Origin of the sequence: Nostoc sp. (assembly GCF_036919495.1) — a bacterium.
Taxonomy (GTDB): domain Bacteria; phylum Cyanobacteriota; class Cyanobacteriia; order Cyanobacteriales; family Nostocaceae; genus Nostoc.
In genome coordinates this window covers 73,567-99,287 of the sequence record NZ_JBALBZ010000032.1, presented here as the reverse complement: position 1 = coordinate 99,287, position 25,721 = coordinate 73,567, and the positions used below count along the sequence as shown (strand labels likewise).

The 25,721-nt window shown below is 42.0% G+C and carries 25 protein-coding genes and 2 pseudogenes; 17 read left to right on the top strand and 10 right to left on the bottom strand.

The genetic code is table 11. From position 1 onward, the window contains the following. The first annotated feature begins 4 nt into the window (after nt 1-4). The gene (locus V7K25_RS04705) at nt 5-721 is read left to right on the top strand and encodes a 5'-methylthioadenosine/S-adenosylhomocysteine nucleosidase family protein (protein ID WP_335155524.1); all 717 of its coding nucleotides are present in this window, start codon (nt 5-7) and stop codon (nt 719-721) included. A 140-nt stretch (nt 722-861) separates the two neighbouring features. Here V7K25_RS04705 and V7K25_RS04700 read toward each other — a convergent pair. Further along, nucleotides 862-1,287, bottom strand: a pseudogene (locus tag V7K25_RS04700) (SnoaL-like polyketide cyclase); the annotation flags it as partial. 245 nt (nt 1,288-1,532) lie between these two features. Between V7K25_RS04700 and V7K25_RS04695 the strand changes: the two are divergent. The 3 genes and pseudogenes from V7K25_RS04695 to V7K25_RS04685 all read left to right on the top strand — a co-directional run bounded on the left by V7K25_RS04695 (nt 1,533) and on the right by V7K25_RS04685 (nt 5,034). Next, complete coding sequence (locus V7K25_RS04695) at nt 1,533-3,257, top strand: putative bifunctional diguanylate cyclase/phosphodiesterase (protein WP_335155522.1); 1,725 nt, start codon at nt 1,533-1,535, stop codon at nt 3,255-3,257. 45 nt (nt 3,258-3,302) lie between these two features. Further along, nucleotides 3,303-3,433, top strand: a pseudogene (locus V7K25_RS04690) (sulfurtransferase); the annotation flags it as partial. A gap of 476 nt (nt 3,434-3,909) precedes the next feature. Next, on the top strand, nt 3,910-5,034 hold the full coding sequence (locus V7K25_RS04685) for a site-2 protease family protein (RefSeq protein ID WP_335155533.1): 1,125 nt from the start codon (nt 3,910-3,912) through the stop codon (nt 5,032-5,034). 162 nt (nt 5,035-5,196) lie between these two features. Here V7K25_RS04685 and nagA read toward each other — a convergent pair whose 3' ends face one another. Then, complete coding sequence (gene nagA, locus V7K25_RS04680) at nt 5,197-6,417, bottom strand: N-acetylglucosamine-6-phosphate deacetylase (protein WP_335155520.1); 1,221 nt, start codon at nt 6,415-6,417, stop codon at nt 5,197-5,199. A 159-nt stretch (nt 6,418-6,576) separates the two neighbouring features. On the opposite strand from nagA, the gene purE reads away from it, so the two are divergent. The 7 genes from purE (at nt 6,577) to V7K25_RS04645 (ending at nt 12,535) form a co-directional block, all read left to right on the top strand. Then, nucleotides 6,577-7,095, top strand: a complete 519-nt coding sequence (gene purE / locus V7K25_RS04675) for a 5-(carboxyamino)imidazole ribonucleotide mutase (protein ID WP_335155518.1) — start codon at nt 6,577-6,579, stop codon at nt 7,093-7,095. Between the two features lie 142 nt (nt 7,096-7,237). Beyond that, nucleotides 7,238-7,537 (top strand): putative quinol monooxygenase, encoded by a 300-nt coding sequence (locus V7K25_RS04670; protein ID WP_335155516.1) that lies wholly within the window; start codon nt 7,238-7,240, stop codon nt 7,535-7,537. Between the two features lie 161 nt (nt 7,538-7,698). Beyond that, nucleotides 7,699-8,478 carry a class II glutamine amidotransferase gene (locus V7K25_RS04665; RefSeq protein WP_335155514.1) on the top strand — a complete coding sequence of 260 codons (780 nt, stop codon included), beginning with the start codon at nt 7,699-7,701 and terminating at the stop codon, nt 8,476-8,478. Between the two features lie 561 nt (nt 8,479-9,039). After that, on the top strand, nt 9,040-10,182 hold the full coding sequence (locus V7K25_RS04660; RefSeq protein ID WP_335155512.1) for a sulfate ABC transporter substrate-binding protein: 1,143 nt from the start codon (nt 9,040-9,042) through the stop codon (nt 10,180-10,182). Between the two features lie 214 nt (nt 10,183-10,396). After that, nucleotides 10,397-11,257, top strand: coding sequence for a sulfate ABC transporter permease subunit CysT (gene cysT / locus V7K25_RS04655; RefSeq protein ID WP_335155510.1), 861 nt, complete (start codon nt 10,397-10,399; stop codon nt 11,255-11,257). Further along, nucleotides 11,244-12,119: a sulfate ABC transporter permease subunit CysW gene (cysW, locus tag V7K25_RS04650; RefSeq protein WP_335155508.1), complete on the top strand. Its 876-nt coding sequence runs from the start codon at nt 11,244-11,246 to the stop codon at nt 12,117-12,119. Before cysT ends, cysW begins: the two co-directional genes overlap by 14 nt. 149 nt (nt 12,120-12,268) lie before the next feature. Beyond that, nucleotides 12,269-12,535: an NIL domain-containing protein gene (locus tag V7K25_RS04645; RefSeq protein WP_229461634.1), complete on the top strand. Its 267-nt coding sequence runs from the start codon at nt 12,269-12,271 to the stop codon at nt 12,533-12,535. Nucleotides 12,536-12,757: 222 nt separating this feature from the next. Here V7K25_RS04645 and V7K25_RS04640 read toward each other — a convergent pair whose 3' ends face one another. Beyond that, nucleotides 12,758-12,937 (bottom strand): hypothetical protein, encoded by a 180-nt coding sequence (locus V7K25_RS04640; protein WP_335155506.1) that lies wholly within the window; start codon nt 12,935-12,937, stop codon nt 12,758-12,760. Between the two features lie 468 nt (nt 12,938-13,405). On the opposite strand from V7K25_RS04640, the gene V7K25_RS04635 reads away from it, so the two are divergent. Together V7K25_RS04635 and V7K25_RS04630 are read left to right on the top strand one after the other, a co-directional pair. After that, nucleotides 13,406-14,068, top strand: coding sequence for an NIL domain-containing protein (locus V7K25_RS04635; RefSeq protein ID WP_335155504.1), 663 nt, complete (start codon nt 13,406-13,408; stop codon nt 14,066-14,068). Next, a complete protein-coding gene (locus V7K25_RS04630) occupies nt 14,040-14,429 on the top strand; it encodes an NIL domain-containing protein (protein ID WP_335155502.1) in 390 nt (129 codons plus the stop codon). Before V7K25_RS04635 ends, V7K25_RS04630 begins: the two co-directional genes overlap by 29 nt. A 6-nt stretch (nt 14,430-14,435) precedes the next feature. Here the strand turns inward: V7K25_RS04630 and V7K25_RS04625 are convergent, their stop codons facing one another. Both V7K25_RS04625 and cysE read right to left on the bottom strand, forming a co-directional pair. Next, the gene (locus V7K25_RS04625) at nt 14,436-15,023 is read right to left on the bottom strand and encodes a Crp/Fnr family transcriptional regulator (RefSeq protein ID WP_335155500.1); all 588 of its coding nucleotides are present in this window, start codon (nt 15,021-15,023) and stop codon (nt 14,436-14,438) included. A gap of 191 nt (nt 15,024-15,214) precedes the next feature. Beyond that, nucleotides 15,215-15,940, bottom strand: a complete 726-nt coding sequence (cysE, locus tag V7K25_RS04620; protein WP_335155498.1) for a serine O-acetyltransferase — start codon at nt 15,938-15,940, stop codon at nt 15,215-15,217. A gap of 227 nt (nt 15,941-16,167) precedes the next feature. On the opposite strand from cysE, the gene V7K25_RS04615 reads away from it, so the two are divergent. After that, a complete protein-coding gene (locus V7K25_RS04615; RefSeq protein ID WP_335155496.1) occupies nt 16,168-16,638 on the top strand; it encodes an RrF2 family transcriptional regulator in 471 nt (156 codons plus the stop codon). 18 nt (nt 16,639-16,656) lie between these two features. Beyond that, the gene (cysK, locus tag V7K25_RS04610) at nt 16,657-17,619 is read left to right on the top strand and encodes a cysteine synthase A (RefSeq protein ID WP_335155494.1); all 963 of its coding nucleotides are present in this window, start codon (nt 16,657-16,659) and stop codon (nt 17,617-17,619) included. 135 nt (nt 17,620-17,754) lie between these two features. Here the strand turns inward: cysK and V7K25_RS04605 are convergent, their stop codons facing one another. Next, the gene (locus tag V7K25_RS04605; protein ID WP_335155492.1) at nt 17,755-19,977 is read right to left on the bottom strand and encodes a hybrid sensor histidine kinase/response regulator; all 2,223 of its coding nucleotides are present in this window, start codon (nt 19,975-19,977) and stop codon (nt 17,755-17,757) included. A gap of 753 nt (nt 19,978-20,730) precedes the next feature. On the opposite strand from V7K25_RS04605, the gene V7K25_RS04600 reads away from it, so the two are divergent. Further along, nucleotides 20,731-21,657: a cobalamin-binding protein gene (locus V7K25_RS04600; RefSeq protein WP_335155490.1), complete on the top strand. Its 927-nt coding sequence runs from the start codon at nt 20,731-20,733 to the stop codon at nt 21,655-21,657. A gap of 203 nt (nt 21,658-21,860) precedes the next feature. Here the strand turns inward: V7K25_RS04600 and V7K25_RS04595 are convergent, their stop codons facing one another. The 3 genes from V7K25_RS04595 to V7K25_RS04585 all read right to left on the bottom strand — a co-directional run bounded on the left by V7K25_RS04595 (nt 21,861) and on the right by V7K25_RS04585 (nt 23,091). After that, nucleotides 21,861-22,163, bottom strand: coding sequence for a TMEM165/GDT1 family protein (locus V7K25_RS04595; protein ID WP_335155489.1), 303 nt, complete (start codon nt 22,161-22,163; stop codon nt 21,861-21,863). A gap of 44 nt (nt 22,164-22,207) precedes the next feature. Then, nucleotides 22,208-22,639, bottom strand: coding sequence for a TMEM165/GDT1 family protein (locus V7K25_RS04590; protein WP_335155487.1), 432 nt, complete (start codon nt 22,637-22,639; stop codon nt 22,208-22,210). A gap of 101 nt (nt 22,640-22,740) precedes the next feature. After that, on the bottom strand, nt 22,741-23,091 hold the full coding sequence (locus V7K25_RS04585; RefSeq protein WP_335155485.1) for a YkgJ family cysteine cluster protein: 351 nt from the start codon (nt 23,089-23,091) through the stop codon (nt 22,741-22,743). A 219-nt stretch (nt 23,092-23,310) separates the two neighbouring features. Here V7K25_RS04585 and psb30 point away from each other — a divergent pair, with 219 nt between their 5' ends. Continuing rightward, a complete protein-coding gene (gene psb30 / locus V7K25_RS04580; RefSeq protein WP_114086065.1) occupies nt 23,311-23,454 on the top strand; it encodes a photosystem II reaction center protein Ycf12/Psb30 in 144 nt (47 codons plus the stop codon). Nucleotides 23,455-23,539: 85 nt separating this feature from the next. Here the strand turns inward: psb30 and V7K25_RS04575 are convergent, their stop codons facing one another. Then, nucleotides 23,540-25,699, bottom strand: coding sequence for a single-stranded-DNA-specific exonuclease RecJ (locus V7K25_RS04575; RefSeq protein WP_335155483.1), 2,160 nt, complete (start codon nt 25,697-25,699; stop codon nt 23,540-23,542). Nucleotides 25,700-25,721: the final 22 nt, after the last annotated feature.

Sequence of the window (25,721 nt, the reverse complement as noted above, 5' to 3'; positions counted from 1 at the left end):
GCTAATGCCTAATTTTTTGCCCATTAACACAATTTTGGTACCTCAGGGAGCAGAATATAAAGCTGTCTGTCGCGGATTAAGCGGCGTTGCTGGTTCTATCCCAACGGTAGTAGCTATACCTGTTGGGATGAAGCCTTTACTTAAATACCTAGAACAAGGAAAATTTTTAGCACCAAAATCCAGAGTGCTGATTATGGGTATCTGTGGCAGCTTGAGCGATCGCTATACAGTTGGTGATATTGTCCTGTATGAAGATTGTGTTTATCAAGGGAAGCGGCTAGAGTGCGATCGCACTTTTACAGCACAATTACACTCAGCACTCAGTACAGACGTGATTAATCGCGTCTCTTCCCCCTCTCCACCAAATTTAGTCAAGTCACTGACAAGCGATCGCCTAATTTGGTCTGCTGTCGAAAAACGCCGTTTAGGTGAGATGGCTGCTGATGTTGTTGATATGGAAGGATTTACCGCCCTAGAGTTTTTCAATGCGGCTGGAGTTACAGTGGCAATGCTGCGAGTAGTCAGCGACGATTGTCAGCACGATATCCCCGATCTCACACCAGCAATTAACTCTGATGGCTCCCTAAATCCTTTGCCTTTAGCGATGGGAATGCTTCGACAACCCTTTGCTGCGACTCGACTGATTCGAGGTTCATTAACTGCATTAAAGGTGTTAAAGCAAGTTACAAATCGCCTCTTTTCTGGCAATAAACTGGAATAAGTATTAGGCGACTAGAAGCCGCTACTACACAAACTTTCGTCCACCTCCGTGGACTAATACAAAATCAAAGCTTTGCTAATCTGCGGAGGCGATTTTGTCTCGTGTAGTCAAGCTAGTACGACTTCTAGCCGTCAAGGCTACTACTTTTGGGAATGGAAGGGACAACCCCCTGCGGTTAATTTTTGAAGAAAGACATTATTATCAAAATAATGTTCCAAGGATTCAATCTTCAAATCATCACTCACGCGAGCAATACTAATTCCTCCGATTTCTATTATTTCTCCTGTGGGTACATAGTCTTTATAGTAACCATTAAATGTTCCCCAATGCCGCCACTTAAAAGTAACATTAGGTGACCCCGAAAGGACTTCTGTTAATTCCCAAAGGAAGCCATTAGGAAAAGCATTATGAAAAACCTAAAATGAAGACTCAAAGGTTTCTGTTGCAGAGCTATATTGCTCACTTTCACCCAGGAAGAGATTATAAGTACCTTCGAGTGCGACATCCTGAACAGCGTATTTTTGTCCTTCATTGGTACTCATCTTAAACTTATCAATATTTATAATTAACTCAATTAATACTGACAGTGTAATAATCAATACACTTTAGTTTTCATTATGAAATTAATTATGAAATAAGTTTTACAGAAACTTTATGGTTATAGATATTAAGTATAAAACTAAATTGGGAAGCATAATATGTAACCCTATCAGAGTTGAGTTCCACAAGAGCTGATTCCACTAACATTGCAAACTAAAAATACTTGCCAGAATAGCTCGGAACTAATTCGCTTTCCAATCAAACATTATTTATGAAACTCAATCACAATCTCTATCTCTACTCGTTCCTGGCTCATTTTGGATGGCTCAAAAAAAGTTACACCGCTAAAATTATGTTAGTGGCATTTTTGGGCACTCACGTACCACTTTTGACCTTACTATTGAGTTTCGTCATCTCAAACTCCTATTCTTTTGAGATGGCGGCGCGAGTTATGACTATTGCTCTGTTGGCGACGTTAGCGGGTACGGCCGCCACCCTCTATGCGCTAAACCATCTCCTCAAACCGGTCATTTTGACATCTGCTACATTGCAAAATTATTTGAATACCAAAACCCTACCTGAATTGCCCACAGAATTTGCTGATGAAGCGGGTACGTTGATGGCAGATACTTCACAAACGCTTCACAAATTAGATGAGTTAATTCACTACATCACTAATTATGATGACCTGACTGGATTGCCTAATCGTGATTTATTCTGCAATCGCCTCCGTGAAATTCTATCCAAACCTGAAAATAATCAGCGTCTTGTAGCTGTCTTTTTGCTAAGTATTGATGATTTCACTGGGATAAGTCATGGGTTGGAGCATGAGGCAATAAATTTGTTATTAAGAGCAGTTGCCCAGAGGTTATCAGCCTGTATGGCACAAACAGATTTTCTTGCCCATTTGAGCGGAGATGAATTTGCTTTTGTCCGAATGGAGATTCATTCTTTTGAAAGTGTGATTAAGCTATCTCAGGTACTGTTAAGTACCCTGAGCAAACCTTTTTCTGTTGGGGATAACTTGATTCATATCACCTCCAGCATTGGGATCACAATTAATGACCTAAATGATCGCAATAGCGTAGATCAACTTTTGCAACAGTCTCATATAGCGCTTTATCAAGCAAAGCAGCAAGGGCGTAACCAATACCAATTCTATTCACCGGAAATTAATGCTCAGTTGCAGGAACGACTGACATTAGAAAATGAATTACATGGAGCGCTTGAGCGCAACGAAATGCTGGTTTATTATCAACCTCTGATTGATTTACATAGCGGACAAATTACAGCTGTGGAAGCGTTGATTCGCTGGCAGCATCCTACTTTAGGTATGATTTCTCCAGCAAAGTTTATTCCGATTGCAGAAGCCAATGGTGCGATCGTACCAATTGGTGAATGGGTCTTACGAACTGCTTGCGCTCAAAATCGTGCTTGGCAGCTTGCTGGATTTACCCCAATTAGGATGTCTGTGAATCTGTCAGCTCGACAGTTTGAACAACCGTATCTGGTTGAGGTGATCAACCAAATTATTGAGGAGACTGAACTCCAAGCATCTGATCTCGAACTGGAAGTAACAGAAAGCTTCTTGATGGGTAACATTGAGCGATCGATTAAAACCTTAAAACAATTAGGAGAACTGGGTATATTGTTGGCTCTAGACGACTTCGGCACCGGTTATTCCTCCCTGAGCTACTTGAAGCGCTTTCCTGTGAATATACTGAAGATTGATCAGTCATTTGTGCACGATGTGATGTCCAATCCTGATAGCGCCGCCGTCACCAATGCTATAATTGCCCTCGCAAAGAGCCTCCGGTTGAGTATCACCGCAGAGGGTGTGGAAACCCAAGAACAGCTTGAATACCTGAAAATGCAAGGATGTGACGAAGGTCAAGGTTACTACTTCAGTCGTCCTGTTCCTGCTGATGTAATTGCCCCAATGTTGCAGAAAATTTCTCAGCAGGTGGAGACAATTGCAGCACAAGTGGATGCCTAAGCCAGAAAATACCCCCCTGATAGCGTTTCACTTGAATTTTGATAGTGTACTATCGGTGGGGTTCTGGATATATCTGGTTTGTCTTAAAGTATTTATTGGGCTATCTGAATGTTCGGAATTACGATGGCTCCTGGAATGAGTGGAGTCGCCAGCCTGATGTAGCGATCAAGAAGTAGTGAGAGTTACTTGGGAGTATACTTGCTTTTCTCAATACCTTCGCCAACAAAAGAGTATGAAGAACCAGGACGCTTTTAAGTTGTCGTTGTTGTCTTCCACAACGACAACTTAAAAACTCGAAGTTGCAGAATTTTCTCCAGCACAGTCTGTTTCTCTGCCATTTGATGAGTCACAGACAGCTTCCCCAAATTTATTGAGAAGTTACGGTTTTATACGTTGCCCCGTGAAAGTGAACGTCTGCTGTACCGGGGCATAATCTTTGAGAGGATTTACATTTAGATTAAACGACCTCAGTGTTGCTGTTGCTTGTACTATTCCATCTTTTGGAGCAAATGTTGCACGAACTATAACCACACCTTTACGGACGGACACCACTACCGCCATCAAGATTAAAATCTCTTAACCTTTCGTTACACTAAAGACATTGAGAAGGAAGAAAGCAAACTTCTCGCAGATGAAATCAAAGGTGAACGACATGAATGGCACAATTCGCGTTGGTAATCTCTTCGGAATTCCCTTCTATATCCATCCGTCATGGTTTTTAGTTCTAGGTTTAGTAACTTGGAGCTATAGCAGTGGACTGGGGGCACAATTTCCGCAATTGTCTGCGGGATTAGCTTTGCTACTGGGATTGATGAGTGCGCTGATGTTATTTGCCTCTGTCCTCGCCCATGAATTAGGCCACAGTTTTGTTGCAATTCGTCAGGGAATTGATGTCAAATCTATCACGCTGTTTATATTTGGCGGTTTAGCTAGCTTAGAAAAAGAATCGAAAACCCCAGGTGAAGCTTTTTGGGTAGCGATCGCAGGGCCAATAGTTAGTTTCCTACTGTGCGGTATCCTTACAATAATTGGTGTTACTACTACTGCATCAGGGCCGTTAGCTGCAATTCTTGGTGTTTTAGCTTCTGTTAACTTGGCATTAGCGCTGTTTAACCTGATTCCTGGCTTACCCTTAGATGGCGGGAATATACTCAAAGCCATTGTTTGGAAAATCACAGGCAATGCTTATAAAGGTGTGACCTTTGCTAGTCGAGTTGGGCAAATCTTTGGTTGGGTAGCAATTCTTTCAGGTGTACTTCCCCTAATATTATTTGGCAGTGCCGGTAACTTCTGGAATTTGTTAGTTGGCTTTTTCTTGTTGCAAAATGCTGGTAATTCGGCTCAATTTGCCAGAGTGCAAGAAAAACTCACAGGTTTGACTGCTGAAGATGCTGTAACTCATGATAGCCCGATTGTATCTGCTAATCTTACCCTGAGAGAGTTTGCCGATGAGCGAGTCATAAGTGGGCAAAACTGGCATCGGTTCTTAGTGACTGATGATGATGGACAATTAGTAGGTGCGATTGCAGTTGATAATTTACGAACCATCCCAACAGCACTGTGGTCAGAAACTCAAGTAAAAGAAGTCATGCGACCAATTACCGAATCTACCACAGTCCAATCGGATCAACCTCTGCTGGAAGTCATGCAGCTACTCGAACAACAAAAGCTATCTGTGCTTCCCGTAATTCGTAAGAATGGTGTCCTAGTTGGAATCTTAGAAAAAGCTGCTATTATCCAGCTACTTCAAAGTCGAACCCAACCTAACCCTGTATAATAATTACTAATTCGTAATTCGTAATTCGTAATTCGTAATTCGTAATTAAATAGGGCTTATGCAAAAGTACAGGCTGTAGGGGCAATTCATGAATTTACCCTACTGTAAATCAAGGTTTTCACTGCCTTTTTGCGTAAGTCCTATAATTATACGGACATGATATTAGATGGGGTTAAGAGCAACAGATAAATTCCAATCTCCTGCCTTTTTCACCATCTCTGCGGTAAGAACACGTCGCCAAGTTAATTCTTTTGTAGTCTCATCCCAATGCCAGCGTAATAAATTAGCGGGTTGACTCTTAACAATTCCTGCAAAACCAATCGCTTTTCTAGGTGCATTAGTAGCTAGTAAAATTGCACTTTCTACGTCACAAATTCCCCACTTCACTAAATTCTGCACTCCCACCAACAAAGGTAAAGTCGTCCCTGATAAAGTGCCATCTGGCAGTCGTGCAGTACCGTTTTTAACTTCAATTTGCCGAGTATCCCAAGGATATACGCCATTGGGTAGCCCCAAAGGTGAAAGGGCATCGCTGACGAGGAATAGCCCTTTTTCTTGATAGCTAGCGCGAAGTAAAATTTGCAGCATCGTAGGCGAAACGTGTTCACCATCAGCAATAAAACCACACATTACATCAGGATGGATAATTGCTGCCCCTAATAATCCTGGTTCGCGGTGATGTAATGCTGGCATCGCGTTGAAAGCATGAGTTACCATCGTTGCACCTTCCTCAAAGGCACGTTGCGCTTGGGCCTCTGTTGCTTGAGAATGTCCTAAACTGACAGTAATTCCTAGAGAACGCAAATATGGAATTACTTCACCAGTTAAATCTAACTCTGGCGCTAAGGTGATAACTTTCACAATATGAGCATAATTACCCAAAACCCGCTTTACCCGATCAATTGTTAAGGGTAACAAGTACTCTGGTGGGTGTGCGCCGCGCTTTTGGAAATTCAAAAATGGGCCTTCTAGATGTACTCCCAGAATCTTGGCACCAGCTTTTTGAGTGGGGATAACCTCAGCCATAATAGCAAGCGATCGCTGAATATTTTCGACTGAAGTTGTTACAAGTGTTGGTAAAAATCCATCTACCCCAACATCCCACAAAAATTGTGAGATCTTTTGGAGTATATGAGCATTTTCAGGCGTCAATTCGGGAAATGCCAAACCCAACGCACCGTTAATTTGCAAATCAACTCCGCCTAGAGAAATCCAGTCACCTGCTACATCTAGTAGGGATGTACATCTGTGCATCCCTACCGTACCCATTGGCAAGATTTCCTCAATTATGCCTTCTTGGTTAACCAAGAGCATCTGCAAATCTTTGTAACCAGGCACTCTAGCATTAATAATATCTACAGGATTTTGTGTTGCTTGGGTCATCACACTGACGAGAAGATAGCTAAATCTGATTTTAGATGCAACCAATATCAATAAATCAATTCAAACAACGCCAATAAATGAGATGATGATCGGCATTACCTAGCTTCCATAAGCTAGCTCAAATAATTTTGAATTTTGAATTTTGAATTTTGAATTATTATGACTCCCTTAGTTGGTATTATCATGGGCAGCGATTCCGATTTGCCCACTATGAAAGACGCGATCGCAGTTTGTGAAGAATTTGGTGTTGAAAGCGAAGTGGCGATCGTTTCTGCTCATCGTACCCCAGAACGCATGGTGCAATATGCTCAACTTGCACACCAACGCGGTATTAAGGTAATTATTGCTGGTGCCGGTGGTGCTGCCCATCTGCCGGGAATGGTAGCATCTTTAACTCCACTTCCTGTTATTGGTGTTCCTATACCCACTCGTAACTTACAAGGTGTGGATTCTTTGTATTCTATTTTACAAATGCCTGCGGGTATTCCTGTGGCAACAGTAGCGATCGGTAATGCCAAAAATGCCGGACTTCTAGCAGTACAAATCCTCGCAACTCATCAACCAGAATTGCTAAAAAGAGTGCAGCAATATCGCCAAACCCTATGTGAATCAGTAATTGCAAAGCAAACAAAACTAGAAGAATTAGGCTATGAGCAATATTTACAGCAAATGTTTTAAGATAATTCGTAAGTCGTAATTCACGCCATGTGCGACTTATTCTTAAAACCCCGCTTCCATTCCTCTTCCGGTTGGTGTTAGCCTGCCGTTAGGTAAGCAAAAGAAGCTTTAAGTATTTTATTTTACCAATGACAAATAACAAATGACTAACCAAACTATTCGTGTTGTTGCCCGTATTATTGCTTTGCCTAATAAAGTAGAAGAACTAAAAGCTGTACTGTTGGAACTTATTGAGCCAACCCGTCAGGAAGCAGGTGCGATAAAGTATGAACTTTTGCAAAACCAATACGACTCAACAGACTTTACTGTTGTAGAAGAGTGGACTTCTCATGAAGCCCTAAATGCTCATCTAGATTCGCCCCATTTCCAAGCGGGAGCAGCCAAACTAGAAGCTTTAGTGGCTGCTGCACCAGATATCCGCCAATACCATCTTTTGGCATAGTGTCATATTGCTCACTTGAAGCAGATTCTTTATTTTTAGGGATCATTTGGAATATCTCAGCTTTCAATTCTAAGATTGAAGCGATCGCTCCAGAATCAAGACAACATTCTGAAGTATCTTGATCCTGAGGCCTTAGTCAAAAATTGAGAGCGACAACATCCATGTGTCAATTGCTCGGAATGAATTGCAATGTTCCAACGGATATTTGCTTTTCTTTTGAAGGGTTTTCTGCACGAGGAGGAAAAACGGATGATCATCGCGATGGTTGGGGCATTGCTTTCTTTGAAGGAAAGGGATGTCGAATGTTTTTAGATGCCCAACCTTCTGTTGCTTCTCCTGTCGCAGAGTTTGTGCGGAGTTATCCCATCCACTCAACCCATGTCATAGCCCATATCCGCAAAGCTACTCAGGGTGAAGTTGCCTTACACAACTGCCATCCTTTCCGTAGAGAATTGTGGGGTCAGTATTGGGTGTTTGCCCACAATGGTAATTTGCCAAATTTTGACCCAGAAAATTTAGGCTTTTATCAAGCTGTAGGTGATACAGATAGTGAAAAAGCATTCTGTATGATGCTAGAAACATTGCGATCGCACTTTCCTCAGGGTAAGCCTGAGATAAAGGAACTGTACCCTGTGCTACAAAAAATTACGGCTGTAATTGCAAAACTGGGTATATTTAATTACTTATTATCAGATGGAGTCCACTTTTTTGCTTATTGTTCAACCAAACTCAGCTACATTGTTCGCCAAGCGCCCTTTGCAGCTGCCCATTTAATTGACCAAGACATGACCGTAGATTTCCGAGAGGTGACTACAGAACGCGATCGCGTCGCTGTCATTGCTACCACACCCCTGACTGACAACGAAGTTTGGACACAAATCCAACCGGGAGAATTACTTGTTTTTCAGGATGGACTACCTCTGAAATATGCACTCAGTTAAAAATTTGATCGTGTTGGCTAATTCAAAAATTAACCAGAAAATTTTCCCATTTAGATACTTTCTAGATGGGTTTTGTTTTTCGTACTTTTCATATTCATCTACCACAGTCGCTTGCCAATAATGATTTTCCTAACGCTTTTAGGCTCAATCATCGGCGCATTCCTTGTTTTAGCAAAAATTCGCTATTCCTTAGCAAGTGGCTTGATAAGTAAGTCGTAAGTCGGTGCGAATAAATAGAACTATGTTAAGTAATGTAAAAGTATTGTAATTGATTTTGTAGTAAGGACTTTAGTCATAAAAGAAGAATTGAAGTCTTTACTACAAACCTTTAATTATTTACGCTGTTTTACTTACATCAGGTAGCAAAGTGTGATGACAACTTGATACTTTAAAGTAAAAACATTTCTAATTCCTCACAGAACTGGTAGAATCACCATGTTCTTGATAAAGAATGTGAGGTTTGTTGGTGTTTGCAACTAGATACATATAATTATCCAGTATGATAAGCACTATATAACTGTATTCCCATCAATTATTTGTAGATTTAGCGGAGGAAATAGAATGAGTTTGTGGCAACGCCCACTGAAAAGGTTACAAGCGATCGCTGAACATAGAACGTATCGGTTCAGACTAAATTCGCTTAAAGGCTTTGTATCACTCTTTTTAGTAGGGACTGTTTTGAGTGTGGCCCTTGCTGCCTGCTCTGGTGGAACAGCAAGTAATCCTTCCTCTGAAACCCCTGCTGCCAGTCCTGTTGCTGCAACCAAGGATAATGTTGAACTAACTCTTGTGTCCTTTGCAGTTACTAAAGCGGCTCACGAAGCAATTATTCCTAAATTTGTCGAACAGTGGAAGAAAGATCATAACCAAACTGTCGTCTTCAAACAAAGCTATGGCGGATCTGGTTCCCAAACTCGTGCCGTTATCGATGGTTTGGAAGCAGATGTTGTTCACTTGGCACTAGCTGGAGACACCTCAAAGATTGAGAAGGCTGGATTAATTCAACCAGGATGGGAAAAAGAAGTTCCTAATAATGGTATTGTCTCCAAATCGGTGGCAGCATTAGTTACCCGTCCAGGAAATCCTAAAGGCATCAAGACTTGGCAAGATTTGTCTAAAGACGGTATCAAACTAATTACTGCTGATCCTAAAACATCAGGAGTTGCTCGCTGGAATTTCTTAGCTCTTTGGAATTCAGTGATTAAAACTGGTGGAGATGATGCGAAAGCGACTGAGTTTGTTAGCAAAGTCTACAAAAATGTGCCCTTGCTAACTAAGGATGCCCGTGAAGCTACTGATGCCTTTTTCAAGCAGGGTCAAGGTGATGCCCTGATTAACTATGAAAATGAAATTATCTTGGCAGAACAAAAGGGTGAAAAGTTGACTGCGATTATTCCTGATGTCAATATATCTATCGATAATCCCATCGCAGTAGTAGATAAAAATGTTGATAAGCACGGTACGCGTGAAGTTGCCGAAGGTTTTGTCAAATATCTATATACTCCAGAGGCTCAACAGGAGTTTGCAAGATTGGGATTCCGACCAGTGGATGATACTTTGACCTTAAGTAAAGAAGTTGCAGACAAATTTCCTAAGGTGAAAACTTTAGGTACAGTTGCAGACTTCGGCGGTTGGGATGGAATCAATAAGAAGTTCTTCGCAGATGGAGCTATTTTTGACCAAATTCAAGCCAAGAAAAAGTAATTAGTCATTAGTCAATCGTGGGTGGTGAGTAGAAAAAACTACCTAATCACTAACAAAAAACTTCGGTGTTGCTAAATCGAGTTATGAAGGTGGATGTAAAGACGTTGCAATGCAACGTCTCTACAAAGATTTTAAAATGACGCAAAATTATTTTTCATATCCCAATCAGCAACGCCAAAACTTCTTGTGAATTTTAGATTTTGAATTTTTGACTATGACAACTGTATCTCCGTCTCTGGAAGTTGAACGCAAAACACCGTTCTGGAAGAAATTGGGGCGGGTTCCCTGGACTTGGCGAATCACTATAGGATACCTGACAGTGATGTTGTTTATCCCCATAATTGCCATGTTCCTGAAAGCGAGTACGGAACCTCCAGCGAGATTTTGGGCGATCGCAACCAGTGATGTAGCATTAGCAACATACAACGTTACTTTTTTTACAGCAATCTTTGCTGCCCTGCTTAATGGCGTATTTGGTACTTTAATTGCCTGGGTTTTGGTTCGCTACGACTTTCCCTTCAAACGCTTGATTGACGCCACAGTGGATTTACCCTTTGCACTACCAACTTCGGTAGCAGGGTTAACACTGGCAACTGTTTATAGTGATAATGGTTGGATAGGTTCGCTACTAGCACCACTGGGAATTAAGGTATCTTTTACCCGCACGGGAGTTGCGGTGGCAATGATATTTATCTCACTACCTTTTATTGTGAGAACTGTGCAACCCGTGCTTCAGGAAATGGAACATGAAATTGAAGAAGCCTCTTGGTGTCTGGGTGCTTCTCAATGGCAAACATTTTGGAAAGTGATTTTGCCACCCTTATTTCCGACAATTTTAACTGGTGTTGCCTTGGGTTTCTCCCGTGCAGTTGGGGAATATGGTTCGACTGTGATTATCTCTTCCAATACGCCCTATCAAGATTTGATCGCACCTGTGTTGATTTTCCAACGCCTAGAGCAGTATGACTATTCTGGTGCAACAGTAATTGGCATAGTTTTACTATCAATTTCGTTGGTATTGCTATTGGCAATTAATTTCTTACAAGCATGGGCAAGGCGATATGACAGTAGATAAGCCAAGTTTTCACTCATCTGCATCTGATACACATACGGCCAAACCTCAAGAGCAGAAGAGTTGGGTACCAATAGTTTTAATTGGGATAGCGATCGCCTATTTAGCCTTAGTTCAATATATTCCGGCAATTAACGTTTTTGTCCAAGCTTTCAGCAAAGGAACTGGGCCGTTTTTATCCAACCTGACGCGGCCAGCTTTTCTCCATGCAGCTTGGCTAACGCTATTGCTGGCTGTGATTTCTCTACCTTTAAATACGGTATTTGGTTTATGTGCAGCTTGGGCGATCGCTCGTCATAAATTTCCCGGACGCGCCGTAGTTTTGAGCATTATTGACCTGCCCTTTTCCATCTCACCCGTAGTCGCAGGATTGATGATTGTGCTACTTTACGGACGTAATGGGTGGTTTGGCCCTTGGCTCCAGGCTCATGATATCAAAATAATCTTTGCCTTTCCAGGTATGGTGCTGGCTACAGCCTTCGTGAGTATGCCCTTTGTGGCGCGGGAAGTGATTCCTATTTTAGAGGAATTTGGTAAGGATCAAGAAGAAGCTGCTAGAACTCTAGGTGCAAAAGATTGGCAGATATTTTGGCGTGTCACTTTACCCAGTATCCGTTGGGGCTTACTCTACGGTTTAATTTTGACCAATGCCAGAGCAATGGGTGAATTCGGGGCGGTTTCGGTGGTATCTGGCAACATTGCTGACCAAACCCAGAGCTTACCACTATTTGTAGAAGACGCTTACAAACAATATGAAACCGAAGCTGCCTTCTCTGCGGCTGTACTGTTAGCGTTGCTAGCAGTAGTAACCTTAGTACTGAAAGAGATTTTAGAACGAAAAACCAGCATTAAAGATGTTGAATAGAAAAATCCAGAGATTATAGTTATCCTTTGAATAGGATACAAGCAAATCATGGGACATGGTACGATCTACTTAGTACCTATCAGGAAATTACCGTTAGGGTTAACAGTAGTTATGTACCAATCCCTATAAGGGATTGAAATAATTCAGATATGGCTACTGACAATACACTTACCAACAAACGGATTCGACTAAGAATTCCCAAAGACTATCACCAGGAACCTGTAATTTCTCGCCTGGTATCTGATTGTGGACTGACTGTGAATATCACCGCAGCGATTTTGGGAGCAAATGCTGTCGGTGATGGTTGGTTTGACCTTGAATTACAAGGAACAGATGCACAAATTCAGAGTGGGTTAACCTATCTCCACGACTTGGAATTGGAAGTCTGGGATGACACTAAAGCAACTGATTGGTAAGAGGTTGTTTTAAAAGTCTAATTTCTTACTTGCCTCGGCGATTGGAAATCGCCCGCCAGGTGCTTTAAGTCGCTTCAGTAGTTAAGATCAGGACTAAAGTTCTTACTAGCAACTTATTTATCTAGCAAAATTACCTTAATTTAAACTATGCTAATTCACTACCTCTATCTAAATAAAAGAATTATTGGATAGAGGTGATTGTGAATTTAGCTAAATTTATTACTAACGTTGATAATGACCGCGAATCCATACCCTGCGGTGATGTATCCTCTCCCAATGCCCAGGAATCCATCTTTGATGATGATGCCCACCAAGATTGATTACTAATGCTGACGCCTGTTTTGGCATAGCAGTAATGAACAGTGGTAAAGCAACTAATATACCTGCAAGCATCCGTTTCATAACTAGTTTTCCTTTGTTCAACTATCTGGGATTAAGTCAGTTAAATTCTTTGTGAGTTGATAATTCAGTAATTTAACTGATTTATAAATTTAGACTGCTGCTTTTTCCAAAAGGTTTAATTTAATTGATGTCAATTTTATGTAGTTGATATGTCAAATTTATGTACTACCGCTTTAACCTCAAGTTGCTCTACATAAAGTGAGGATAATTTACGTGAATTTACCCATTGTTTTTTTGCGATCTTTGTGGGATTCTCCTTTACATAACAATTAAATGCATTAAATCGATAGAGTTAGCGTAGTTAAATAAAAGCCAAAAAGATGAAAGTCTCTATAAGGCTGACATCCAACCAGGCAGGGCATCAGCAAGATTCTCTGTCGAAGCCAAAGATTGCTTAGGCACAGCTGAAGTGTGGGCTGCGCTTGCGCTCAGTGACCACCATAGGTATCGCTATTGGGAATTAATCTGATGTCTCAGAATAAATCTGTAGAACCCGCTTCAGTCCACAGTCGAATTCTCGTGCCTCAGAGGTATCACAGGCAACCTGTAATTTCCCGGCTGGTGTCTCGTTATGGTTTAACCGTCAATATCAAAGCTGCATCCTTGACATCAGACAATGACAGCGATGGCTGGTTTGACTTGGAACTTTCGGGAAATCCCCTAAAACTGACAAATAGCCTATCTTACTTGCAAGGATTGGGAGTGAATTTGGTGGAATTAGCGATCGCTACCCAAATTCAACCCAACCAACACTCTTTAACTTTCCCACATCCAGCTAGCATAAGTCCCAAAGACTCTGCATGGCTAAAAAATCAATGGCAAGAACAATTCCAGCAATGGATTTCTCTCGGTCAAACCAGTCGATTGCGCTTGCAAGTGTGCGTTTTAAAATCTTATTACGAAGAACCAGTGATTTCCGAGTTAGTTTCTCGTTATGGACTAACAGTCAATATCACTAGTGCTAGACTCCAACCCGATACCGAAGATGACGGCTGGTTTGATTTGGATTTGTGGGGGAGAACAAAGCAACTCTACTCTAGCCTGAGTTATTTAGAAAAACTGGGGCTACCAATTTGGCTGGATTTATCTAGCGTTTATAGCGATGTCTACGACGGGCTACGCCTACGCTAATTCACAAAATAGTCACTATCCAATGGCAGCATTAAATAACCGTCAAACCAATTCTCAAAGCAGATTATCACTGGTTTCTTCAGTTTCCACAAAAAGGCAAGTCACCCAGATTCGTCTGCGGATATATATTCCTAAATGCTATCTGCAAGCGCCTGTGATTTCGCAGTTAATTTCTACTTACGGATTGGTAGTTAATATTACCAAAGCCCTACTACAACCAAATACAGATCAAGAAGGATATTTTGACATTGAATTGCGGGGAACAGTGCCACAAATCTCTAACGGTCTGGCTTACCTAGAATCCCTGAATTTGAGAATTGTGGGTAAGCCGAATGCTGACGGCGATGGCTGGTTTTGCTGAAATAATCTAAATTTCGTAGTACCAAATTTCTTCTTCTCGCAGTACAATTCGATGCAAGGAAAGACGAGCAATCAGGCCCTCTTGCTCAAACTGCCCAAGAATACGAGTGATAGTCACACGAGTTGAACCAAGCATTTCCGCCAAGTCTTCGTGAGTTAGACGCATATCTATTAAACGTCCTTTTTCAACTTCCGAACCAAACTTTTTGGATAACCATGCCAACAGCTTGATCAGCATGGTTTCGACTTTTTTATGGCTACGAATAACCATTAATTCTTGAGCCTGGTGGATATGGGTAAGTAGAGTTTCTGTTAGTTGAGTCCATTCCTCTAAAGGTAAGACCGTCGCCTCTACTTTAGTTAGGCATTCCATTTGGTAAGGATCTAATTTTGACAAAGCTTTACCAACGACATCTCCAGGGCCCCACAATCCCAGAGCAACGGTTGTACCATCTTCCAGATAGGTAAAAGTCCTGATAAAACCCGTTTCAATCTTCCAAAGCCCGTTTTGATGCTCTGGTAGAAATGACCTACGGGCAAAAATTTCTTTAGTATTATTACTTGAGCTAGATAAGCTTGTGTACAAAGCTACCATACTATATAAGACTATTCTCCGATAAGTTAACCGTAGTATTATATTTATATCAGGTTCTAAGAGGCTATGAATATTTTAAAGAGGGGAGTGGGGAATGAGGGAGATGAGGGAGATGAGGGAGCAGGGGGAGCAGAGGAGAGTAATTAATAACTAATGCCCTATGCCCCATGCCCCATGCCCCATGCCCAAAATTAAATTCCCGCACCATCAAGAAAATCTTCAATTATCCCATCAGAATTATTGTTCTTAGGGTTGGCGGTTGGTTCGTCGTCAAGCTCAGTTGGGGACAAACTTGATTGTTGCAACTCCTCGAACTGTTTCTCTAGAGCCTTGACGCGTTCAAATAAAGCACGGATGACTTCAGCTTCTACGTCGCGCACTTTATCATGATCCAGAACATTAGTAGACGAGTTGTTCTGACGAGTCACGCGCCCTGGAATCCCCACTACAGTAGTGTTACTGGGGACATCTCGTAGCACCACAGAACCTGCTCCAATACGGACGCGATCGCCAATTTGAATATTTCCCAATACCTTTGCACCCGCTCCCACAACTACATGAGAACCTAAAGTTGGATGGCGTTTGCCGCTTTCTTTGCCAGTCCCGCCAAGGGTGACACCTTGATAAATCAAGGCATGATCGCCCACGATCGCAGTCTCGCCAATCACTACTCCCATCCCGTGGTCTATAAACACTCCCTGGCCAATTAATGCCCCAGGATGAATTTCAATTCCGGTTAAAAACCTACTAATATGGGAGATGAACCTTGGTATAAAGGGAATTCCAATTTTATACAGCCAGTGTGCTAATCGATGAAATACTAAAGCTTGGAGTCCAGGGTAACAGAACAATACTTCTAGCAAGTTACGGGCTGCTGGGTCACGCTCAAAAATGGTTCGCAAATCAGTTATTAGCATACTCTGTTAGGATTTTTGTTGGTGGGTGAGGCTCTGAAAACAGAAACTCAGGATAATTCCCACAAAAAGATCAGGTTATTTATGGGAATTTTGTAGGATAATAATCTACGGTAAGTCGATAGGATAGAGTGTTTTTGCGGGTAGTTAAGTGGGATGCTATCACATTCCACACTTTGAGAAAAATTAATTTCGCATAAACTGCGATAAGTCCCCCAATTCACCGTAGTATGTTGAGTACAGTCTTGAATAGCCAAAACTACGCTCTCTTGGATCTGTCTTCCAAAGTGGAATACGCACTGCTGGCACTCTTAGAACTGGCAAGCCACCACGGGAAAAAGCTTCCTCTAACCATGAGCGAGATCACTGCCAAGCAACCTATACCTGAACGCTATCTGGAACAAATTTTGACCAACCTCCGGCGTACTGGTGTGGTGCAGAGTCAACGCGGCTCTAAAGGAGGTTTCGTTTTAGCTCGTGAACCTTGGCAGATTACAATACTTGAAATTGTCACTTTGGTAGAAGGCGAGCGAAAAGAGAAAGATACCTCTGACTCTTTGACTCTGGAAAAGACTCTGGTTTATGAAGTTTGGGAGCAAGCTAACGCTGCCTCAATTGAAGTTTTGGGTCGTTATACACTCCAAGACTTGTGCCAGGAAAGGGAAACTCGCGCCCAGCAAAGTCCAATGTATTATATTTAGTCACCAAGGAGTACTGACATGCGGATAGCCAAAGATATCACAGAGTTAATCGGACGAACTCCTTTAGTTCAATTAAATAAGATTCCCCAAGGTTCAGGAGCGGTTGCTCGGATTGTGGTGAAGCTAGAAAGCATGAATCCAGCATCTTCTGTCAAAGACAGGATTGGTGCGAGTATGGTGGAAGCGGCAGAAGAAGCAGGCTTAATTCACCCTGGAAAAACCGTTTTAGTAGAGCCGACTTCTGGAAATACAGGAATTGCGCTGGCGATGGTAGCAGCCGCCAAGGGTTACCATCTCATTCTAACGATGCCTGACACAATGAGCCACGAAAGACGATTAATGCTCAAAGCTTATGGCGCTCAACTAGAGTTAACGCCAGGGGTAGAAGGGATGCGAGGAGCGATCGCTCATGCAGAAGAGATTGTAGCTAAAACGCCCAATGCTTATATGTTGCAGCAGTTCCGCAACCCCGCCAACCCAAAAGTTCACGCCGAAACCACGGCAGAAGAAATTTGGAATGATACCGATGGAGAGGTAGATATTCTCGTGGCGGGAGTGGGTACTGGTGGGACGATTACTGGAGTTGCAGAAGTTATTAAAAAACGGAAGCCGAGTTTTCAAGCGATCGCAGTTGAACCAAGCAACAGCCCAGTATTAGCAGGCGGTAAATCAGGGCCTCACAAAATTCAAGGTATTGGCGCGGGATTTGTCCCAGCAATTTACCGTGCAGAACTGGTGGATGAGGTGATTCAGGTAGCGGATGAGGAGGCGATCGCTTACAGCCGTCGTCTCGCAAAAGAAGAAGGATTGCTATCGGGGATTTCTACTGGTGCTGCGTTGTATGCTGCTATTCAAGTAGCACAACGGCCAGAAAATGCAGGTCGCCTAATCGTGATGATACAGCCCAGTTTCGGTGAACGCTATCTCAGTACTTCACTGTTTAAAGACCCAGAGGAGAATGAGTGGTTGAGCAAAGTTTAATTTTTAGATTTTAGGGACTTCTAAAAAATAAATTATCTAGTAGGGTGTGTTAAAGCGACAGCGTAACGCACCTATTCTCTATTAGGCAATGATTTTTTATGAAGCAAATAGGACTGCTATATGCATCGCTCCAGTCTAAATTGATGTTTTGTTAATCTGAAAATCGCTAGAATTCAAATATCGTGTCAATATTGACTCTAATTGAACTACTCGAATTGGTTTGATAAGATAGTCGTTAGCACCAGCTTGCAGAATAGAAAGCTTCTCTTCAGGAGGTTCGCTAAAGCCCATCATCACTACCTGCAAATCTGAGAAATAAGGCTCTTGTTTGAGAACATTTAGCAAATCCCAGCCACTAGCATCACTTATTAGCTGGACATCCAACAAAATTAAATTTGGCTGGAGGTTTCGCACTTGTTGTAAAAAGTTATTTACGCTGTCTATCCACTTAACTTGATAGCCAATTGTCTGGAGATAATCTTGCAATAATATGGCAGTATTTTCTTCTTCTTCCACAAGTAAAATGATTTGATTTGGGGGAGTTGGAGAGGATATTGCTGTTGTCTCTTGCTGTCCTTTATCTTGTTCTGTTTGCATCTCCACTGGATTTGGTAGAAATAGAGTGAACTGACTACCTTCTCCTAAAATCGATTTAACAGTCACATCTCCACCATGCAAACGCGCTAATTTGCGTGTTAAAGCTAAACCTAAGCCAGTGCCTTCATACTGTCGATTTAACCGACTATCAAGTTGTTTAAACGGTTCAAATAGAAATGGAAATTGATTTGAGTCTATACCAATTCCAGTATCTGAAACTGTAAAAGTTATTCCTTGCGGTACTTTTTTTACTACCAGCGATACCTGACCGGCTGGGGTAAATTTAATGGCATTGGTGAGCAGGTTGAGTAGCATTTGCTTAATGCGCCGCTCATCACCAATACAAATATCCTCTTCTACGTCAATTTTACAGGTGAGTTGTAATCCCTTTTCTGAGGCGCGATCGCGCACTGTCCACATAGCATAATTACATAAATCTGACACTGGCAAAGGTGAGAATAACAGTTCCTCTTTGTCTGCTTCTACCTTAGATAAATCAAGGATATCGTTAATCAGTGCCAGGAGATGTTCACCACTACTATATATACAACTTACATATTCGTTCTGCTTTTCATTGAGAGAGCCAACTATTTCTTGTTGTAACAACTGCGACAAACCCATAATTGCATTCAGAGGTGTCCGCAACTCATGACTCATGGTTGCTAAAAATTCACTTTTTGCCCGATTAGCAGCTTCTGCTGCTTCCTGAGAGGCATGAAGTTTCAATTCTGTTTCCTTACGTTCAGTAATGTCCTCAATCATCGCTAAAAAAAACTCAGGTTCACCATTGCTGGCTGGTATAACAGAAACACAGATATGAGTCCAAACTAAGCTACCATTTTGATGCAGGCAACGTCTCTTCATCTCAATCCGATGTTTTTCGACAAACTGTTCCTGATATTTGGAGGGTTGGAAACCTACTCTCGAAGTTCTCTTTAAGTCTGTGTGAATTCCTGACATCAGTTGTTTGTAAAGTTTTAAATCCCCCCTTTTCGTGCAAATGTAATCTGTAAAGCGCTTGCCGTATAGCTCTTCTCGGCTATATCCTAAAATCTCGCACAGTGCCAGATTCATATCGACTATCTGCGCTTTCATATTTATAAGTCCAATACCGATAGAAGAACGCTCAAAAATCGCCCGAAATTGCGCTTCACTCTGTCGCAATGCTTTTTGTGCGAAGTTTCGCTCTTTCGCTTCTATAGCCAGCGTCACGAAATCTGCAATGGAGCCAGCAAAAGTCTCTTCCTCTAAAGTCCATTTGCGACTTTCGCCTATGTGTTCATGACACACTACGCCTATCAAACGACCCTCTAACCAAATTGGTGCATTCAGCAGGGATGTAATGCCCCAAACTGAAAGATAGGACTCGGATAATTCTTGGGTTCTTGTATCGTTTATGGCATCATCTGCGGCAATGGTACGTTCTTTTTCTAAAGCTTGGAAATAAGCTGGATAATTTTTTTCTGAAAGCGAGTTACCAAAGCTATGCTGCTTGGTGTTTACATTATATAAATCAATGCATTCAATTTTTGAAAGTTCTTGATTGTATAACCATACACCAACCCGCTTTACTAAAAGCGTCCGAGCAGCAGCCTCTGTGATTTCTTTTAAGGCTGCATTGAGATCACCTTGCTGAAATGTCTTGCTTCTTGCCAGCTGCACCAGCGTCTGGCTTTGTTTTCGTCGATGATTTTCTTTGATTTGCAAAGCCTTTTGGGACTGATTGCGTTCTGTAATATCTCTAGCTGACACCACCTGCATTAGTTGACCTCAAGAAGAAACAATTTTGCCTTGCAGCTTTATGGAAAAAGTAGAAATGTCTGTGTATAACTACAACTACGTGTTCTGGTTTTTCATAACCGGAATATATATTTTTTTTAATTAAAATTTATGATTTTGGATAACAAGTTTTAAACTAAATTTTGCTCATTGCTTCTATTACTTCATGCCAGTAATTTTTGCTAGGGGATAATTAGCATTTCAAAGAATTTCATTATCAAGTAATTCTACTATAGAAATCGTATTTGATGTTTTAAATTGTCTACGTGGGCAAGGAGTGGGGAGTAGGGAGTAGGGAATAAGGAATTAGGCTTTTCGATCTGTACCGAGCTTTTTCATAAATCATTAGTTTTATATCAAGTAGTATAGTATTTTGAATTTGGGTTTAGGGACTGAGGGCTAAGAAAGACTCTAGGACTTACGCACTGTACAAATGAATCATCTTGTGTATTAACCTAAATAGATTGTTTCAGGCTTTTACAAAGCATCCTTTGTTAATTGCGATCGCAAAAAGATAATTGAAAAATCTAGCTAAAAGCCTTGAAAGGTCTATCTGTCATTTAGGCTTTTCTGTCAATGCGTAAGTCCTAGACTCTTCCGAATACCGAACACTGAGTTTAATTTATTGCTGAGTGTTGACTACCAAAACAAGCTTAATTCTCCTAGAGAAAGATGCCTAATGGCTCAAATTTTGCGAAAATTTAAGTAATAGCAGGTTTTGTGGAGGTGGAGCGAATGACGGATAGTAATGTGAAAATTGTTTCCCTGATTCCCGGTGGGACAGAGATATTAGCGACACTAGGCTTGGTTGATGCTATTGTGGGGCGATCGCACGAATGCGATTACCCTCCAGAAATCCTCAATCGCCCTATTTGTACCGAAGCACGCTTAAACTCCAATGCCTCTAGCAGCCAAATTCACGATCAAGTGAGCAATTTATTGCAATCTGCTCTTAGTATTTACCAAATCAAAACAGATGTTTTAGAGAAATTACAGCCTACCCACATTCTCACTCAAGACCAGTGTGATGTTTGTGCTGTCAGCTTACACGATGTTGAAAAGGCGGTTGCTACACTCATTGACAGTAAACCGCAGATTATTTCTTTACAACCCAATCTTCTCCAGGATATTTGGGCTGACATTGAGCGAGTTGGTAACACCTTTGGCGTAGACTCTGTAAAAGTCATAGAAAACTTAGAAGCTCGCGTCAAAATTTGTCAGCATAAAATCCAGGGACTTTCGTTAAATGAACAGCCTACTGTCGCCTGTATTGAGTGGACTGATCCTTTGATGGTAGCCGCCAATTGGATTCCTGAATTAGTTAACTTAGCAGGAGGACATTCTCTATTTTGCGCTACAGGTCAGCCTTCTTCTATCTTGCCGTGGGAAACACTATTAACAACCGATCCTGATGTAATTGTTTTTATGCCTTGTGGCTTTGATTTAAATCGCACTCGCCAAGAAGCCAATTTATTAACTCAACATTCAGACTGGGAAAAACTGCACGCTACCAAAGCTGGTAGGGTATATATTACTGATGGCAATTCTTACTTCAATCGTCCAGGGCCACGACTGGTAGATTCTCTAGAAATTTTGGCAGAAATCTTGCATCCAGAAATTTTTCAATACGGCTACAAAGGAACCGGTTGGGAAACTTTGTAAAGAAGAATTCAGAACTCAGGAGTCAGAATTGAGGATGAATTCGAGTCTGATGCTTACTGAGCTTCTCGTAGCCCTTGCTTTGCGAACGTCGAAGCAAGCTACGCGCAGCGTCTCGTAGAGAATTACTGGTTAAAACCTTGGCGGGTTCCAATCCTCCACAAAGAGTAATTCTGATTCCTGGATTCTAAATTCTGAATTCTTCTTTAAGGTGTTTGTTCAGAATCCGTCGATGGTTCATTGTTAAATAACAGCAGGCGTGCAGCAAGGATGGCAAATCCTACAGCAGCGATCGCTTTTAAAACGCGTGTAGGTAATAATTCTGCTACTGCACCTCCTGCTAATGCTCCCAACAGACTTGTCAACAGCAATGCGCCTGCTGCGCCAAAAAATACTGCACGCGGAGAATTACAACGGCCTGAAAGGGCGATCGCCGCTAGCTGACTTTTGTCACCCAATTCTGATAAAAAAACTGTAATAAAACTCAGTCCTAAAAGATGCCAATCCATATTATTAAGGGGGAGTGGGGAAGCAGGGGAAGAATGACAAATGACTAATGACTAGTAAATACATCCCAAAAGAGCATTAGGGAAATCACCAACAACATCACGCCTGCTGATTTTTCTACAGTTTTTGGGCTGAGTCGGGTGGCTATCCAACTACCTAAAAGCACACCTAATAAGCTGGTGGTTATCAGTGCAGCCGCAGATCCGATAAATACCACCCACGGCAAATGAGATTGTGCGCTCATTAATAGGGTGGATAGCTGAGTTTTATCTCCAATTTCTGCTAGAAAAATGGTTACAAAAGTCGTACCAAAAATTACTACTGCTGATTGCTGCTTCTGAGGACTATCGGCAACTACAGGCTCAACTGGTTGGGCGATCGCAGGAGTTAAGTTAAAATCATTGCTGTCTTTCAGTTCTAGCTCGATCTCAGTCTGAGATATGCCAGAAATGTCCAAAGGAGCAGAATCAAGTTTCACAGGCAATAGTTTTGTTGCGAGGTTCTTTTCATATTTCTATCATATTCTCAGATTGTTGTAATAAATTGCAATTCTAGATACTAAAACGAGCAGTAGGGAGTTCACAGCCCAACAGCTTGATTAAAGCGTAGTATTTCCAGACTGCGATCGCCATATACTCCCTCTATTTGTTGGTAACAGCAGTCAATAGCAAAATCGTTGACTTCTTCTGGTTCAACCCCATACATATCTTGAAACACTTCTGATTCCACACGGCAGAAGCGCGGACGATTCTGGTAGATGCGACATTCTCGCGTAGTATGGTCGAAGTTAACGCACCATCCCCCTTCGCCTACCATGCTTAGGTAGAGTTCTAGTTCTGGTGGTGAGAGATACTCATCCAAATCTGGACGCTCTGCTGGATCGAGATTGCAGCAGGCTCCACATTGTTTTACACATTGCCAAGTTGCCATTTTGAATTAGGGACTGGGGATTGAGGATTAGGTATTGGGGACTGGGGATTGAGAAAAATTTTCCCAATCCCTAGTCCCCCTATTTTACGTTTTTATATCTTTTCTTATAATTTTGTTAAGTAAATTAAATCTAACAGGCCATGGCCAGATATGATCGATTGCGGGTTTTGTAATTAAGTTATTGAATTTTTTAAGACAATTGGGAGGAGAAAAGGAAAAATGTTTGACGCTGTATCTGACTTGTTTAACGCTTTTACCAGTATCAATTGGGAAGTTATTTTCCAATTGCTGTCCGTGGCGCTAATTGTGATTGCTGGGCCAGTGGTAATCTTTTTGCTGGCATTTCGCAACGGCAACTTATAAGAGTTCTGAGTGCTGACTAAGGGGTTAACAGTTAAAAGTTAAGAATGAGAAGTTAATTAAGAATTCATAACTCATAACTTGTAACTCATAACTCAGCACTCAATACCGATAACGCCTGAAGGGCAGCTTGGATAATACTGTCATACTGTGGCTGAGAGATATCAACCTCTTTGGCATTTTGACGATTAGTGCCCAGTAAACCGATTATATGTCCTGGCTGCATGGCCAAGACTTTGCCTTCAGAGTTTTTAATTCTTAATTCTGCTTCAATACCGTTTTTATAGAAACCACAAGTATAGTGTCGTTGGTTGTATTCAAAAGTGGTGCTTGACAGGGTAGGTGGCGAAGCAAAAAATTTTTGAAGCTGAACTGGCAGTCTGACACCGATTAACTCTAGCTCGATGCTGGTGTTACCGTTAAAGTAATTTTCTCGTAGTTTGTAAGCGACATCCACTCGCGGTGGTAAGCGGAAATAGTCGCCCCAACGCCAAGCGATCGCTTTAATTTTATACTCCTGATTATCAATAGTTTGGGCAATTGTCAGCTTAATGTGACCCTTACCGACGATTTTTTGCTCAACCACTTGAACATTAGGTGTCCAGAAAACTGGATCGGGGTTGTCCATACCGCAGGGGTGCAGAGCATTAAGCTGTTGATAAAGCTGTTGATTGAGATGATTTAGGTTGACTTCAGCATCAATTTTGAGCAGAGGCTTGAGATGCTGGGGTTCAAGACACTGGTTAGCAAACTCAATCAAACGCGATCGCACCATCTGTAAATTCTCTGCTGGTAGAGAGAATCCCCCGGCTGCTTTGTGTCCGCCAAATTTTCCTAGTAAATCTTGACAATATTCCAAAGCTTCAAACACATGAAACTCTGGAATTGAGCGTGCTGAACCGCGTATATGTCCCTCATCCTCATAAGTCCCGATGAACACGGGAACGCCGTAGCGTTCTACTAAGCGGGAGGCGACAATCCCAATAACGCCATGATGCCAATTGGGTTGAACAACAATTAATACACGGTCTTTTTGTAGAGATGCAACAAATTCCGTCTCCACATAAGCGATCGCTTCTTGTTCAATTTGCTGACACATCTCCTGGCGAGAAGCGTTGATTTGTTCGCACTGCATTGCTCTTTCCAGCGCCACTCCCATATCATCTGTAGTCAGCAATTCAATCACAGTTTGGGGATTACCAATCCGACCAATAGCATTAATTCGTGGCCCCAAGCGAAAACCGATATCTTCAGGCTTCAGCGATTTTGGATTTTGAATTTTGGATTTTGGATTAGAAATTTTCTCCTCTGCTCCCCTGCTCCCCTGCTCCCCTGCTCCCCCTGCTCCCCCTGCTCCCCCTGCTCCCCCTGCTCCCTCATCTCCCCTCGCCTGTACGCCGCCTACCTGAATTAACGCCTGTACACCAGCTAAGTTGGATTTGGGTAAATGCTGTAAACCGCGTTTTACCCAACGGCGATTTACGCCAGTTAAGGGGGCTAAATCTGCGATCGTTCCCAGTGTAAATAGTGCTAGCATCGGCTGGATCAAGCCCTTAGTTTCCCCTAGCTGTTGTGCAAGAGACACTGCCAAAATATAGGCAACACCAACACCAGCAACACCCCGATAAGGTGAAGATTCTGCTATTAGTTTGGGGTTGAGGATAGCGTTAGCTGGGGGTAATTTTTGGGGGATATCGTGGTGATCGGTGATAATAACTGCAACACCAAGTTCTCTAGCTCTAGCAACTGGTTCAAACGCAGAGATGCCATTATCTACAGTGAGAATTAATCCCACACCTTCGCTGTGAAATTCTTCAACTATGCGTTTATTGATACCGTAACCTTCGTGCATCCGGCTGGGAATAGCATAATCTACTTGTGCGCCTAAAGTGCGGAGGCTACGCAAAAGTAGAGCAGTGCTGGTCATCCCATCAGCATCGTAATCACCACAAATAGCAATTTTTGTTTGAGAAGCGATCGCATTTTGCAATAACTCCAAACTAATCGCCAAATCTGGGAAATCTTCTAACGGCGAAGGCAAAACTAAAGACTCTGGATTTAAAAATGCTTGTACCTGTTCTGGTGTTTCCATACCCCGATTAATCAACAACTGGCTGACAATGGGTGAAATGTTTGTCAAAGCTGCCAGATTTTGGGCAAATTCTGGTTTTTGTGGATAAATTTGCCAGCGCTGATCGGGTAAGCGTCGGTGAGGTTTTGAGAGTTCAGATACAGGTCGTTCTAGCACAATACAAGTTAGGAGTTAGAAG